The organism is Lysinibacillus sp. 10T31, from assembly GCF_056394365.1.
The window spans coordinates 1-14297 of record NZ_JBFTHS010000080.1 but is presented as its reverse complement, the minus strand read 5'-3'; the positions used below and the strand labels follow the sequence as shown (position 1 = coordinate 14297).

Below are 14297 nucleotides of genomic sequence, written 5' to 3'. Positions count from 1 at the left end.
TTGCTGTCGCTTCGCTTCGCAGATAAAACCCTTTTGCTGTCGCTTCGCTTCGCAGATAAAACCCTTTTGCTGTCGCTTCGCTTCGCAGATAAAACCCTTTTGCTGTCGCTTCGCTTTCGCACAAAAAACATTTGCAGGCCTAAGCATAAAGCAGATTCCGGACGCAATTATGCCGAGGCATAATTGATTGGGAAATTTACCTATTTATAATAGAATGATTCCATATATTGTGAGATGATTAAATCATCAAACGTTATAGGAGATGAAAGAAATGAGCATACATATTCAACTATTAACTGAGGATGTTGTAAACCAGAAATTATTAAATGAAATATTGGAACTATGGAATGAAAATGCCATAGAAACTGCAGATTGTGAATTAGAGGAGAGTGAAAGGAAGGGTATTCAAGAACAACTAGAACAATATATTCAATCAAAATATGGGGCCATTTATATAGCAACTGATGAAAATAATAAAATGATTGGTTTTGGAATGGCTTCGATCAAAAAGGATTTTATTTACGATATGAACTATGGTCAAATAGACGAGGTTTATGTAGTGCCAGTATATAGAAGACAGAAGGTTGCTAAACGTCTAGTAGATGATTTAGTGAATTGGTTTAATGACGAACATGATACTACTGTAGTAAATGTTTATGTAGATTTAGAAAATGACTTAGCACTAAACTTTTGGGAAGGCATTGGTTTAGAGAAGGAATTTTTTATGCTATCAAATAATTAAAAAAGTGGTCAATGAAGTTTATTCATTGGCCCACTATTTTTGAAAAGTTATTTAATGCCTTGTTCCTTTTTCATCCGGTCAATTTCAGGTCCAAGCTCGTCGTGTATTGTACCTTTCCAAGGCTTTACGCCGGCGATGTATGAGGAGCGAGTCATAATATGCCCTCCAACAGGACCTGTGATAAACAGGAACAGTATACCTAGTAAAATGCGGGGATTAAAGTGATCTTCAATCAGCCAAAAGTGAAAGAATACGCCAATGAGTACGCACATGACACCGAGCGTTGCGCTTTTTGAAGCAGCGTGAGCACGTGTGTACAAATCAGGTAAACGAACAAGACCAATGGCTGTTACGACAATAAATAGTACCCCTACAGAAATGAAAAAGATAACTAAGCTATTAGCGAGAATTGTCACGTTTAATGATATCTCCTTTCTCTATGAATTTAGAGAAAGCAACAGTACCGATAAACGATAAAATCGCTAACAATAATATAATCTCCAGGAAGAAGCTTGTTTCAACTAATACTGAAAATAGTCCAATGAGCGAGATTACTGACACACCCAATGAATCCAATGCTACCACACGGTCGGATGCAGAAGGTCCTTTAACCATTCGATAAATAACTGCAATCATCGATAAGCAAATCACCACAATTGCAGTAATAATAAATGTTGTCATGATTTACTCACCTCCAAAATCGCTTTCTCAAATGAATCTCGAATTGCTGTAATCGCTTCATCGACATCACTAATATCAATAGCGTGTACATACAAAGTTTTTGCATCATCTGATACGTGCACTACTACTGTACCAGGTGTTAACGTAATAAGACTTGATAATAAAGTGATTTCCCATTCTTGTGTTAAAACAGTCGGATAGGCAAAGAATGCAGGCTGCATATCCAACTTAGGCTTTAAGACCACTCGAAGAACTTGTACATTCGCTAACACTAACTCCTTTAAAAAGAGTAACGTTAACTTAATGATTGCCCATATGCGGTAGACGTAAAGACGAGTAGTAAAAAATCTACGCATAATAATGAGCAATATAATACCTAGAATAAATCCAATGATAAAGCCTGCTGCTGTGTAATTAGATGAAAGGAACATCCAAACGAAGGCAAGTACAACATTTAAAATAATTTGAAATGCCATATCTCTAATCCTCCTTCATTACAGCATCTATATAAATAGATGGATCACTTAATAGTTTTGCCGCATCGTCCATAAATGGAGTAATCCATTCAGAGCCTACACCATACGCTACAGTAATGAGCACTAAAAGAACTGTAGGCACAAATAGTGTATAGTAGACTTTTTTATCGACAGTACCCGTTGTCTCTTTTTCTTCACCCCAGAAGGCATAAAGGAAAATACGAATAACCGATAATAAAACGAGAAGTGATGAAGCTAAAATAAAAATACTACTCCATTTACTGCCTGCTTCAAATCCTCCCTGTACAATTAACAGTTTTCCAACGAAGCCACTAAGTGGGGGAATACCTGCTAAACCAAATGCTGCAATTAAATAGCACCAACCGAGAGCAGGGTATTTATTCATAAGACCGCCCATTTTACGTAAATCAGATGTGCCAGTAATGTAGATGACTATACCTATTAACATAAAGAGCGCTGCTTTTATAAGCATGTCATGAATTAAATAGAACATTGCACCTTTTAGGGCAATTTCATTCATTTGAGATACGCCGAATAAAATAACACCTACAGCAATGACAATATTATATATAATAATAAGCTTTACATCATGGTAGGCTAGTGCACCAATACAGCCCGCAATAATTGTTGCAACTGCTAATGCCATCAGTAGATCATGTGTATACGATAAATCATGAACAAAGAACAATGTATATGTTCGAGTAATTGCATAAATACCAACCTTTGTTAGAAGTGCTCCAAATAGCGTTAACACAGGTATTGGAGCTGCCGCATAAGAAGTTGGAAGCCAGAAATATAGAGGGAAAATAGCCGCTTTTAATCCAAATACCATTAAAAATAGTACAGCTATAACCGTAACAATACCTGGCTGATTGATGTCAGCAATTTTTACTGCAATATCTGCCATGTTTAATGTACCTATTACAGAGTAAAGATAGGCAACTGTAATAACAAATAATGCAGATGAAATAACATTAATTAAAATATATTTAATGGAACCTTTAAGCTGTCCTTTTTCGCCCCCGAGAACGATGAGCAAATAAGAGGCCATTAACAATACCTCGAAGAACACGAAAAGGTTAAAAATATCGCCGGTCGTAAATGCCCCATTAACCCCAGTTAAAATAAACATAACCCCAGGGTAATAGAAGAAGCGTTCACGTTCCTTTGTAATGGAACCAAAGCCATACCAAACAACAAAGAGAGTGATAAGCAGTGTTGTTGTGACAAGCAGTACAGACACCATATCAGAAACCATCGTAATGCCATATGGCACAGGCCAATCCCCGAACGTCACCTTTTGAATACCATCATTTTTCACCTTCATAAGCAGTGAAATGGCTGATATAAGTGCGAGCCCTATACCAAGCAATGCGAATGAACGCTGGTATTTTAAGTTTTTTTGCCCAAACATTAAAATGATGCCGAAGAAAAACGGAATGATAATGGGCAGTAGAAGGAAGTTATTCATCCTCATCACTTCCTCTCATTAAGCTAATATCATCTGTCTCGAGCTCCTGATAGGAACGATATGCAAGTACAAGGAAGAAAGCCGTTACCCCAAAGCTAATAACAATCGCTGTTAAAATAAGCGCCTGTGGTAATGGGTCTGCAAAAGTTTTAGCCCCTTCCTTTAAAACAGGTGGTGCTTCTCCGCCAAGTCCACCCATTGTTAAAATGAGCAGATGGGCGCCATGACTTAAAAGGCCTGTCCCGATAATAATACGCAATAAGCTTTTGGATAAGATTAAATAAACCGCTGCCATAAACAGAAAGCCAATGACAAACGCCATAATTATTTCCATTATTCATCCTCCCCAATCGTTTGAATAATGGTCATCGTAACGCCGACAACAACCAAATAGACACCGCTATCAAAAAGCATAGCCGTGTGTAATGACTGTTTGCCTAGAAGCGGTAAATCGAAATAATCAAAGTAATGTGTAAAAAACGGTTTACCTACAAACATTGGGAAAGCGGCTGTTGCAAGGGCTAGTAGTAAGCCAATTGCAGTTAAATACGTATAATTTATTGGTAAAACCTTACGAACCGTATTTAAATCAAAGGCAAGGACTAAGAGCACAATAGCACTCGATGTTAAAAGTCCACCTACAAAGCCGCCTCCAGGTGTGTAATGACCAGCAAGGAAAATATGAATGGAGAAGAAGAAAATAATGAAGAATACAATTTTTGTTGTAAATTGTATAATTACATCATTTGTTTTCATGCGATTTCTCCTTTCTATTCATGCGTAGCTTTATCATTGCTAAAATGGCCATTCCAGCAATACCTAGCACTGTAATTTCAAATAATGTATCGAAGCCACGGTAGTCTACTAAGATTACATTGACGATGTTTCCACCGCCGGCTTTTGAATAAACTGTTTCCTCATAATACTTCGAAATAGTTGGAATCAATTTTTGTGATTGTGCAGACAGTGCCAAAAGCGTAACCATAACACCGACTGCAATGGAAACAATCGCGCGATTTAATTGGAATCTCATGCGCTCCTCTCGTTTTCCAAGCTTAGGCAGATGATAAAACGCTAGTAAAAATAGCGCAACAGAAATTGTTTCAATGACAAGTTGTGTTAATGCTAAATCAGGAGCATTAAAGATAACGAAGAATAATGCTACTGTGTAGCCCACAGCACCAAGGCCTATAATAGCTGTCAAACGTGATTTTGCCAAAATTGTAATGGTTGTTCCAATGACTAACACCACAACTAAAATGATTTCGTAAGGACGAATAGGTGCAGTGTCTTGGAAGGAGATTGTAAAAGCATTTTTCACAAATAAAGAACCGATTACAATCGCCGCAATGCTACTAAACATATACAGCAGGTAGTGACGCATAGAGCCCGTCATATAAAGACGTGATACACGATTTAATCCAACATCTAGTCCGAGCATTATCTTGTCGTATGCATTATTTAACGTTAAAGCTCGTGGGAATTTTTGATAAATGCCCTGCCATTTCGGTAATGCTACAAACAATAGAACCCCAACAATTACTATGCCAAATGTCATGAGTAATTCAGGTGTAATTTCACCATGCCAAGCAGCCACATGAATATCAATATCCTTTGGTGAATCGTATAAGAATGGCTGGATAGCTTGTACTGCTGGCTTTACAAAAGTATCCCCAACTAGGTTTGGAATAAAGAATATTGTTACGACTAATGCTGCTAAAATCATAGGCGAGATTAGCATGCCAATAGGTGCCTCATGTGGTTTATGAGGTAATTTTTCTGGTTTATATTTACCAGTAAATGTTCGGAAAACAAAATAGAAGCTATAGATAAATGTAAAAATACTAGCAATCCAAGCAACAATCGGGAAGAGTGCTCCCCATGTGTCAAAGCCGAGAAATTCGAAATTTTGCAGCGCAAGCATTGCAGTTAAAAACATTTCCTTACTTAAGAAGCCGTTAAATGGCGGTAGACCAGCCATTGATAAGCTTCCGATTGCCGCTACTGTAAAGCTAAGTGGCATAATACTCATTAAGCCGCCGAGCTTACGAATATCACGTGTACCTGTTTCATGATCGACAATACCTGCAATCATAAATAGGCTTCCTTTAAACGTTGCATGGTTGATAAGGTGGAAGATCGCCGCAAAGGCAGCAAATTTAATAGTATCTGTTGCCCCATTGCCATGAAACGCTAAAGCACTAGCGCCGAGCAAAGACATAATAAGTCCAAGCTGACTCACTGTAGAGAAAGCAAGGATTCCTTTTAAATCTGTTTGCTTCACTGCAAAGAACGAACCCCAGAATAGCGTTAAGATACCTACGCCTGTAACGAGCCATATCCAAATCTCAGAAACAGCGAAAATCGGTGTAAAGCGTGCAACTAAATAAATACCTGCCTTTACCATTGTTGCAGAGTGAAGGTATGCACTAACTGGTGTTGGCGCTTCCATTGCATCTGGTAACCAAATGTAGAATGGGAATTGGGCAGATTTCGTAAATGCTCCTAGAAGTATTAAAACGAGCGACCAGGTGAACAGCGGATGCTGCGCTAAATTAGGTGCCATTACAATAAGTTCACGGATTGAATACGTTCCTCCCATTATATAGAGAAGGATGAATCCTCCTAACATCATTAAGCCGCCACCGACTGTAATCATCATTGACTTAAGTGCACCAAAGCGAGAGGCATCACGATAATACCAATAACCAATCAGTAAAAATGATGAAATAGATGTTAGCTCCCAAAAGAAGTACAGAGAAATTAAATGATCTGACTGTACTACTCCTAGCATTGCGGTCATAAATAATAATAGGTAAACATAAAAATTATGTAATTTTTCTTTATGTTTGTCTAAGTAAAAAATAGAGTAAAGTACGACCAACGAGCCAATTCCAGTAATTAGCAATGAGAAAAGCAAGCTAAGTCCATCTAAATAAGAAACGATGGAAATATCAAGAGATGGAATCCAAGGAAGCTCTTGAAGAAATACTTTACCATCTGCTACTTTTCCGATATAAGATGCGTAAATAATCGCGAGTGTAGCAGGTACTGCAAGAACAAACCAACCTGTGTGAATATTTTTCATGCTTTTATATAAAAGTGGCACAAATATTGCAGCAAGCATTGGAATGAAAATATAAAGTACTTGTAACAAAAAAATCCTCCTTTATGCAGATAAGTATGTTAATTATAACGCACTTTTTGTATGAATGCATATGCACTCATATGATTTAGCTTGCGATAGTGGAAGAATGTTCGATATATTATAAATAGGAAGTTATCAATAATAATAGAGGTAAAAATTTTTTATGAAGAACCCTTATATTTATGGCTATTTACCATTAATTACAATTTTATTGTTTAGTTTGACATTTGGGATGTATGCAGTAAGTGAATCGTTGCAAGTTTTTCATGCAATCGGTGTGTATTCCGGCATGCGTGAGTTTTTATCCGATTTCGAACTCCGTGTATTCTTGCTAATTGTCTTTGCTGTAATCTTTTTTATGCTATTTTCAGCATTAAAATTAGTAGGGGAAACTATTCATGAGTTAGGAATGTTATTTTTCTCCAAGGATCATGATGGTGCGACAGTTAATCAAGCACGAGGCGGATACATCATTTTATTAGTTGGTGCAATCTGTTCAGCCTTTGCTATTCAATTTATTTACGTTTTAGTCGGTATTTTTGTCTTAACCGTTTTTATCTACTTTATTTACCTTATCTATAAAATGAGTCATTTTATGTCGATGAGTGGTACGATTGGCTTACTAGTGTTTGAGCTTTTTATGTGGACAATACTATTATCGCTATTAGTTTATGTTGTTTTAAAATTGTATAATGGCATTTTGGCAAGTTTACCGTTTGCTCATTAAATGCCTTAAGTATTTATTAAATTACATAATTAACAATGAAAGGAGCAGCCTAGAGTGATGAATTTCACTCAGGGCTGCTCTTCTTAAATTTATTCAAGTAAAACATTAAATAGCTTATGATGAATCTTATATGATTCTAATTTCTCCATAGATTGTGGCTTATCGTAGCCAAGCCATACTGCTGCAGTGTACTCATCATTTAATCCGGCAAGCCAGTAGTCGCGATAGTTGTTAGTTGTTCCTGTTTTGGCGCCGACATAGTTACTTCTACTATGAACGCCTTGCCCGGTACCTTTAGTAACAACATCTGTAAGCATCGAACGCATATACTTAACGGTTTTTGGTGACCAAATTTGATCGCGTGCTGAATCCCAACTGTAAAGCTCCGTGCCATCAGATGCTGTTACTTTACGGATGCTATGGGCAAGTACGTATGAGCCGTCTATAAAGCTTGTATAAGCATCTGCTAGCTCAAGTGCTGTAACACCATACGTTAAACCTCCCAAAGAGGCAGCATAATCATGATCTTTTGCCACGATGGAGCGGAAATGAAAGCGGTCTAAGTAACTAAAGGCTGTATCAATTCCGACTGTGTTAAATAAACGGAGAGCCGATGTATTGTAGCTATTTCGAAATGCTACTCGAATTGGTACATCGCCATATTTAAAGCCTCCATAGTTTTGTGGACAAAATGAACCGACACAATAACTGCCGCCACTGACAATAGAATCAGGTGTATGTGCTGTTGTTTCAAAGAAAGGAGCATATACCGCAAGTGGCTTAAAGGCAGAGCCTGGCTGACGAGTACCTTGAAAGGCACGATGATAGCCAAATTTTTCATAGTTTTTCCCAGCATAAAGACTAACTACTTCACGGGATGTATTATCAATAACTGCTCCAGCGGCTTGCAATTTGCCTGAGCCTAGAATTGCAGTCATTTTTTTCTCATCATGTGCTTGTTTGTCTGGATCAAGCGCGGTATAAATCGTTAATCCATCTTGAAATAATGTATTGAGTCGATTGTCTAGCTGCGCTTTGATTTTCTTCTTCTCTTCCTCGCTTTGTGTATTTGCAAGTCGATCTGAATAGCCTTCTTTTTCTGCAACTAACCATTTAAGCTCTTGTAAGACATAAGTGCTGTACATAGGGTAGCTTTGCACTTTATTCTTTACATTTAATGTTATCGTTTCAGCTTTATATGTAATGGCATCTTCTTTTGTTATAGCGCCACTCGCTGCAAGTGTATCTAATAACCGCTCCTGCCTCGCTTTTGTTTTATCAAAGTTTTTTAAAGGATTATATAGTGAGGGGTTATTTGGAATGGCAGCAATAAATGCAATTTCAGCTATAGATAATTCTTGGAGTGGTTTTTGAAAATAATATGTTGCTGCTCCACCGATTCCATAAACTTGATTGCTAAAATAAGCTTCATTTAGATACATTGTTAAAATCGCGTCTTTATCAAATTCTTTCTCAAGTTCATAAGAGTAAAAGAGCTCTGTTAATTTTCGTTCATATGTTTTTTCGTCAGATAAATAACGCATGCGAACGAGTTGTTGTGTAATGGTACTAGCACCTTGAGAAGTTGAATTTGTGCTTGAGTTAGCAACAACTGCACGGACGATGGCACTGAGATCAAAGCCGATATGCTCATAAAAATGAGCGTCTTCACTTGCGATGAAAATTTCCTGGGCAATTTTTGGTATTTTCTGTAATGTTAGAGGTTGACGCCATTCGACATATTCCTCGCTAAATGTTTGACCGTTTCGATCAATAAGTGTTATTGGAAGTTGTGGCTGTACTTCCGGTAAATGAATAGCGCTAGCAATTTGCTCCTCATGCGCTTGTGCCACATTGATTTCTGTCCTAATATTTGTATTAATCCACCAGAGGACAGGTAAGGATAGTAAAATGATAAAAAAACCAAAAGCCTTTTTCATGTGTGCCTCCACTCTAAATATGAGTCAATCAACAGAATAACATAATTTGGATAGTTTCCAAATACGCGTTCCGACCTATTTGTATTTATCAAATAATTTTGCCATGAAGATGGAGATGACGTTTGTTAAAACGTATGCCATATTTATGGTTGATGTGCGACTCCTTGAGGATTAGCGATAGAGGAACGAAGGCTAAGCACGCCACGTCCTGTGGCATTACCGAAATGACCGACATCGTGCAGGCCTAGGCACAATTTAAAATCCGGACGCATTGTCTATCTGCGCGAAAGCGAAGCGTCAGCGGCAATTACGAAATGATTTGAGTGTAGGCTGGGCGACATAATAAAGTAAAAGGATTCACACACAGTTTTGTGTATGAATCCTTTTTTGCTCTTTTGGCAGGTAGATGTCGATAAAATTAAAAAGTTGGGTGATAAAATTCAAAAGTTAGTAGATAAAACTAAAAAGTTAGTAGATAAAACGTGAAAGTTAGTAGATAAAAATTAAAAGTTGGGCGATAATTCCTGAACGTATTCCGAAAAAGTTGGATGTCATTGGAGTGTAGGTAGCGTCACAGATGAGACCCTGGAGCGAGCAGAGGAACGAAGGCTAATACATCAACAAAGCTTACGCCCTGTTTTTTTGTCTGTTACTTATGAAAAGAGGAATTATACATAACAATCCAAGGAGAATGAACAGGATTAAGGTGTTGATTGGATTATCTTTTAATTTTGTATCTTCTTTGTGTTTTTTTTCAAATGCTTTTACTTCTTCTGTTTTATTTACTTTATTGTTTGGAACAAATTCATTTTTATTTACATCATAGTAATAGAATCCATGTTTGTTAAAGGTGAAAAAGTCATCTCTAACCGTCTTATATGAACTTGAAATCATCGCTAAGTTCACTTTTTCCGTATCAACCATTGTTTTTACATATTTTTCACTTTCTGCTTTAAACAATTCTTTTTCTTTTTTTAATAAGTTGGCTGCATCACTTTTTACTTTTTCTACATCTTGAAACGTTGTTGCTTTTTTCAATCCCTCTTCAATAAAGGATATTTGTTCCATTTTCATTTTTTCTTCAAATTCTTTTGTTTTTTGCTCTAATAATGATTTATCTTCTTTTACTGTTTTAATCAGTACCGTTTTTGTTTCTTGTGCTAATATTTTGGCGGAGTCGTTTTTGTAATCATGAACTTCTTTTTTATTTTTATTATTTACTAAATTCAGGTGCTCTTCTGTAACGATTTTTGTTGCCATGCTGGCAGATGAAAAAACGATACTCAACATACATACCGACAGTCCGATTACACTTATTTTTTGTATAAATTTCATTTCAATCCCTCCGTTTTTTTCTATTATTATCCATACAATCCATTTTTACGATCAATCAAGGGAATATATGAACAATCATAAAAAATATACTAAGGGGGGTTATATGAAAGAATATTTCTTAATCGAAGAACAGTACTGTGATAACGCCTTTGTAATCAACATCGTGCCGCTGCCGCTTCGCTTTCACGCAGATAAAACATGCCGCTGCCGCTTCGCTTTCGCACAAAAAATACTTATTGGCCCAAGTGGCTCATTGATGCCCCGAGGAAAGCGCCCAGTAGGAACGGAAATCAAGCCGATGTTATGGTGATAAGCCAAAAAATTAAAAGTACAAAAATCGTCAATACTTTGGTGAAGAAAACCATTAAGAAGTATGTTAGACTAAAATGAGGTCAGAAATGATAGTACTATCATTTTCATTGAAACTGAAATTTTACATTTAAAGGAGAGACTTCAATGTTTCCACAATTAACAACAGAAGTACTAGAAGGCGAAGTACTTGTAGAAATGAAAACAACATTAGGTGCCATCAAAATTAAATTATTCCCAGAGCATGCACCAAAAACTGTTGAAAACTTCTTAGGCCATGCAAAATCAGGATACTATGACGGCATCATTTTCCACCGTGTAATCCAAGACTTTATGATTCAAGGTGGAGACCCAACTGGTACAGGTATGGGTGGCGAATCAATTTGGGGTAACTCTTTCGAGGATGAGTTCTCTGATAAAGTATTTAATCTTCGCGGTGCCCTTTCAATGGCAAATGCGGGTCCAAACACAAATGGTTCACAATTCTTTATCGTACAAATGAAGCACCTTCCAAGTGATATGCTTCGTCAATTACAAGGTGCTGGCTTCCCAGAAGAAATTATTGAAGCATATGCTCAAAATGGTGGTACTCCTTGGTTAGACCATAAACATACAGTATTTGGTCATGTTGTTGAAGGAATGGACATCATCGACAAAATTGCAGATGTAGAAAAAGACATGCGTGATAAACCAGTAGAAGATGTGAAAATCGAGTCAATTACAGTTTTTGAATAATAATTGTAAGGACGTGTAAAACATGAAGCATTTAATGTATCAATTTTTATATTTCCCAGAAGATAAATCAGGCTATGTTCCTGCAGCTTTTGAATTTTTAATAATGCTTATATTATGTATTGTTGTCTTTACCGTTTTCCGTAAGATTTCTAAGAAACAAGAAATGAAATCAAAGGAAATCGAAGCACGTATTCTTTCTGAGAAAAATAAAACAAACAATCAGCAAAATATTTAACTTCTTTCATTGGATGTCCAAACACCCAATGAAAGAAGTTAAGCCTCCAGCGGATGTCACAGAATCGGAAAGGAGTGCACATAGGCTAACTGACCTGCATCCTGCAAAAGCCGATTCCGGACGCAATTATGCCGAGGTTTAATTGATTGTACTAGATGCCTCGCAGCCTTTAAGGATTGCGGGGCATCAGACTTTCTCACGAACCTCATGCAAAAATACTGTAGCTTTTTTTGACTAGAATAACGGTATTAACCTTGTTATGAGAGCAAATCTTAAGAGCATGTTTTGAAAAAAGATTGATCAAAACATGCTCTTATTTAATGCGTTTGATTAAATTCTTTATAAAAATGTGATTCTTTTTCATAGGCAGAAGGCGTGAATCTTCGATTGCTGCAGTCCGATGCCCGATACCGGCCATGTAGGTTTTTCATACCAATGATGTTAGCGAGTGACCTACAATCTAGAGGGCAAGTTTTTGGTATGATGATTGTTGGTCAAAAATTTTGGGTAGATGCACTAGCCGCAATCTCTGCTTTCTTTTCCCTTCATCAACGAATTTAACTCCTCGTTGTACATCTACTTCTGGAAATTCTTTCTCTAGTCTTTCGAGTCTCAATATGAGATATATTTTCTAAACAAAAAAGGATATCTCAGGAAAACTTGAGATATCCTTCACTATTTACTTCCTATTGCTGAAGGGCTTTCTTAAAGCGCTGAACACCGTCTTTCACTGTGTCTAATGAGCAAGCGACGTTCATACGCAGGAAGCCGCAACCCTCTTCGCCATATTTTGAACCTGGCTCTAATGCTAGCTTGCCATTTTCCAGCAAGCGTTGCATGATTTCTTTTTCATCAAGACCTAATTCTCGATAATCAATCCAAAGTAAATAAGTGCCCTGAGGTTTATTAATTTGGATACCCGGTAATTGCCCTAATTCAGCAATCACATAGTCCATATTGTTTGAAATGTAAGTAAGCATGTCATTTAACCATGGGGAACCCTCAGTATAAGCAGCCTGAAGTGCAACAGAAGCAAAGGTATTTACTGAGCCTTGCCCACTAGCCATATGAACTGCTTCTAGTAGCATACGCTTTTCCTTATCCGGCACAATCATATAGGCAACTTGAATACCAGCTAGATTAAATGTTTTTGTCGGTGCCATGCACGTAATAATACGATCAATTTCATCACCAGCGATTTTTGCTAATGGTGTATGTTTTGAGCCATCTAACATTAAATCAGAATGAATTTCATCGGAAATAATCACTACATCATATTTTGCACATAGTCGTACGATTTCCTTTAATGTAGCTTCATCCCATACATAGCCTCCTGGATTATGAGGATTACACAATATGTAGGCTTTCACATTTTGAGCAAGTGCTTGTTCAAAGGCTTCAAAGTCATAGACAAATGTGCCATCTTTTTCTACTAAAGGACAACTAACAATCTCTCGGCCATTACTTTTTGGAATGTTATAAAATGGTGGGTAGACAGGTGAGGAAATAAGTACTTTATCTCCTGGATTTGTAAATGCCTTGATACTATCCGCTAAAGCAGCAACAACACCGTTACAGAAAACAATTGAATCTTTGTCAATGTGCCAATCATGATGAGCATTCTGCCAGTCTACAATCGCTTGCACTGCTTCATCACTAACAAAGCTATAGCCGAAAACAGTCTTTTCAGCATGCTCTTGTAGCGCTTTTGATACGGCTACTGGAGCAGCGAAATCCATATCAGCTACCCACATTGGTAGTATGTCTGAAACATCTTGTAGCCCATATACATTTTCCATTGCGTCCCACTTTACAGAGTTTGTGCAACGACGTTTAATAGTTTGATCGAAAATAGACAAGCAAATCACTCTTTTCTTTTTTATTTACTATGGTATCATACGAGTATGATAAAAGGATAATAGGTGAGTATTTTGGAAAATATAAAAATGAATCAAGCAGCCGTACATCTGCTAGAGGAGTGGGATCCATTCCACTTAGGTCCAGATCATTATGATACTGAAACCGCAGATGTTGTAGCAGCATTGCAAGGTATTGATGATCCATCTACTCTTGCAAAGGTTATTCAAGAAACATATGAGCATTCGTTTGAAGAATGGATTCCATTTGAAGATTGTGTAGCCATTTCGTACAAACTTATTGCTATAAAATTTGAAGCAAAATGCATTATTTAACTTCTTTTTAGCGGGTGTCCATAACATCCGCTAAAATGGAGTTATGCGAGCGCAAAGCCGAACTCGGACGCAATGATGCTTTTGCTTTTCTATAGAAAACGAGGTTGTCTTTCAATTTTGAGACAACCTCGTTTTTTTATTTGATGATTTGTCAAATTAAGTGCAACAATTGCTCATTAAAAGCCTCGTTTGCAGTTTTCCAACCAAGACATTTTCTTGGTCGGTTGTTGATATAGTTTAATGATTCTGTTAGTTCTTCTGGTGATACTTCTTCGAAATTTGTTT

At 37.1% G+C, this 14297-nt stretch carries 17 protein-coding genes and 1 pseudogene; 7 read left to right on the top strand and 11 right to left on the bottom strand.

Features of this window, described 5'->3' with window-relative positions; genetic code table 11:
• Positions 1-271 precede the first annotated feature (271 nt).
• A complete protein-coding gene (locus AC1DCY_RS25490) occupies positions 272-742 on the top strand; it encodes a GNAT family N-acetyltransferase (protein ID WP_477355006.1) in 471 nt (156 codons plus the stop codon).
• Positions 743-789: 47 nt separating this feature from the next.
• Here AC1DCY_RS25490 and mnhG read toward each other — a convergent pair whose 3' ends face one another.
• From mnhG to AC1DCY_RS25455, 7 genes are read right to left on the bottom strand one after another with little or no spacing between them, the layout of a single operon-like run.
• Positions 790-1158, bottom strand: a complete 369-nt coding sequence (mnhG, locus tag AC1DCY_RS25485) for a monovalent cation/H(+) antiporter subunit G (RefSeq protein WP_132361712.1) — start codon at positions 1156-1158, stop codon at positions 790-792.
• The gene (locus AC1DCY_RS25480) at positions 1142-1423 is read right to left on the bottom strand and encodes a Na(+)/H(+) antiporter subunit F1 (protein WP_049669148.1); all 282 of its coding nucleotides are present in this window, start codon (positions 1421-1423) and stop codon (positions 1142-1144) included. Before AC1DCY_RS25480 ends, mnhG begins: the two co-directional genes overlap by 17 nt.
• Positions 1420-1899: a Na+/H+ antiporter subunit E gene (locus AC1DCY_RS25475; RefSeq protein ID WP_477355002.1), complete on the bottom strand. Its 480-nt coding sequence runs from the start codon at positions 1897-1899 to the stop codon at positions 1420-1422. Before AC1DCY_RS25475 ends, AC1DCY_RS25480 begins: the two co-directional genes overlap by 4 nt.
• A gap of 4 nt (positions 1900-1903) precedes the next feature.
• A complete protein-coding gene (locus AC1DCY_RS25470) occupies positions 1904-3391 on the bottom strand; it encodes a Na+/H+ antiporter subunit D (protein ID WP_477354999.1) in 1488 nt (495 codons plus the stop codon).
• Positions 3384-3725 carry a Na(+)/H(+) antiporter subunit C gene (locus tag AC1DCY_RS25465; protein WP_053593262.1) on the bottom strand — a complete coding sequence of 114 codons (342 nt, stop codon included), beginning with the start codon at positions 3723-3725 and terminating at the stop codon, positions 3384-3386. Before AC1DCY_RS25465 ends, AC1DCY_RS25470 begins: the two co-directional genes overlap by 8 nt.
• On the bottom strand, positions 3725-4147 hold the full coding sequence (locus tag AC1DCY_RS25460; protein ID WP_477354996.1) for a Na(+)/H(+) antiporter subunit B: 423 nt from the start codon (positions 4145-4147) through the stop codon (positions 3725-3727). The genes AC1DCY_RS25465 and AC1DCY_RS25460 overlap by 1 nt, the downstream gene beginning before the upstream one ends.
• Positions 4134-6548 carry a Na+/H+ antiporter subunit A gene (locus tag AC1DCY_RS25455; RefSeq protein WP_477354993.1) on the bottom strand — a complete coding sequence of 805 codons (2415 nt, stop codon included), beginning with the start codon at positions 6546-6548 and terminating at the stop codon, positions 4134-4136. The genes AC1DCY_RS25460 and AC1DCY_RS25455 overlap by 14 nt, the downstream gene beginning before the upstream one ends.
• Before the next feature lie 154 nt (positions 6549-6702).
• Between AC1DCY_RS25455 and AC1DCY_RS25450 the strand changes: the two genes are divergently transcribed.
• Entirely contained in the window at positions 6703-7266 is a 564-nt protein-coding gene (locus AC1DCY_RS25450; protein WP_477354990.1) for a DUF5366 family protein, read from the top strand.
• An 89-nt stretch (positions 7267-7355) separates the two neighbouring features.
• Here AC1DCY_RS25450 and AC1DCY_RS25445 read toward each other — a convergent pair whose 3' ends face one another.
• Together AC1DCY_RS25445 and AC1DCY_RS25440 are read right to left on the bottom strand one after the other, a co-directional pair.
• On the bottom strand, positions 7356-9206 hold the full coding sequence (locus AC1DCY_RS25445; RefSeq protein WP_477354987.1) for a transglycosylase domain-containing protein: 1851 nt from the start codon (positions 9204-9206) through the stop codon (positions 7356-7358).
• A gap of 627 nt (positions 9207-9833) precedes the next feature.
• Positions 9834-10541 (bottom strand): hypothetical protein, encoded by a 708-nt coding sequence (locus AC1DCY_RS25440; protein WP_477354984.1) that lies wholly within the window; start codon positions 10539-10541, stop codon positions 9834-9836.
• A gap of 103 nt (positions 10542-10644) precedes the next feature.
• Here AC1DCY_RS25440 and AC1DCY_RS25435 point away from each other — a divergent pair, with 103 nt between their 5' ends.
• The 4 genes from AC1DCY_RS25435 to AC1DCY_RS25420 all read left to right on the top strand — a co-directional run bounded on the left by AC1DCY_RS25435 (position 10645) and on the right by AC1DCY_RS25420 (position 12381).
• A complete protein-coding gene (locus tag AC1DCY_RS25435; RefSeq protein ID WP_477354981.1) occupies positions 10645-10851 on the top strand; it encodes a hypothetical protein in 207 nt (68 codons plus the stop codon).
• A gap of 146 nt (positions 10852-10997) precedes the next feature.
• Positions 10998-11585, top strand: coding sequence for a peptidylprolyl isomerase (locus AC1DCY_RS25430; protein ID WP_403004686.1), 588 nt, complete (start codon positions 10998-11000; stop codon positions 11583-11585).
• 22 nt (positions 11586-11607) lie between these two features.
• Positions 11608-11820, top strand: coding sequence for a hypothetical protein (locus tag AC1DCY_RS25425; RefSeq protein WP_477354977.1), 213 nt, complete (start codon positions 11608-11610; stop codon positions 11818-11820).
• Positions 11821-12255: 435 nt separating this feature from the next.
• Positions 12256-12381 (top strand): hypothetical protein, encoded by a 126-nt coding sequence (locus AC1DCY_RS25420; RefSeq protein ID WP_477354974.1) that lies wholly within the window; start codon positions 12256-12258, stop codon positions 12379-12381.
• A gap of 125 nt (positions 12382-12506) precedes the next feature.
• Here the strand turns inward: AC1DCY_RS25420 and AC1DCY_RS25415 are convergent, their stop codons facing one another.
• Positions 12507-13679 (bottom strand): MalY/PatB family protein, encoded by a 1173-nt coding sequence (locus AC1DCY_RS25415; RefSeq protein WP_477354971.1) that lies wholly within the window; start codon positions 13677-13679, stop codon positions 12507-12509.
• Between the two features lie 72 nt (positions 13680-13751).
• Here AC1DCY_RS25415 and AC1DCY_RS25410 point away from each other — a divergent pair, with 72 nt between their 5' ends.
• Entirely contained in the window at positions 13752-14012 is a 261-nt protein-coding gene (locus AC1DCY_RS25410) for a DUF1871 family protein (protein WP_082172888.1), read from the top strand.
• Positions 14013-14163: 151 nt separating this feature from the next.
• Here AC1DCY_RS25410 and AC1DCY_RS25405 read toward each other — a convergent pair.
• A pseudogene (locus tag AC1DCY_RS25405) lies at positions 14164-14297 on the bottom strand (IS30 family transposase); the annotation flags it as partial.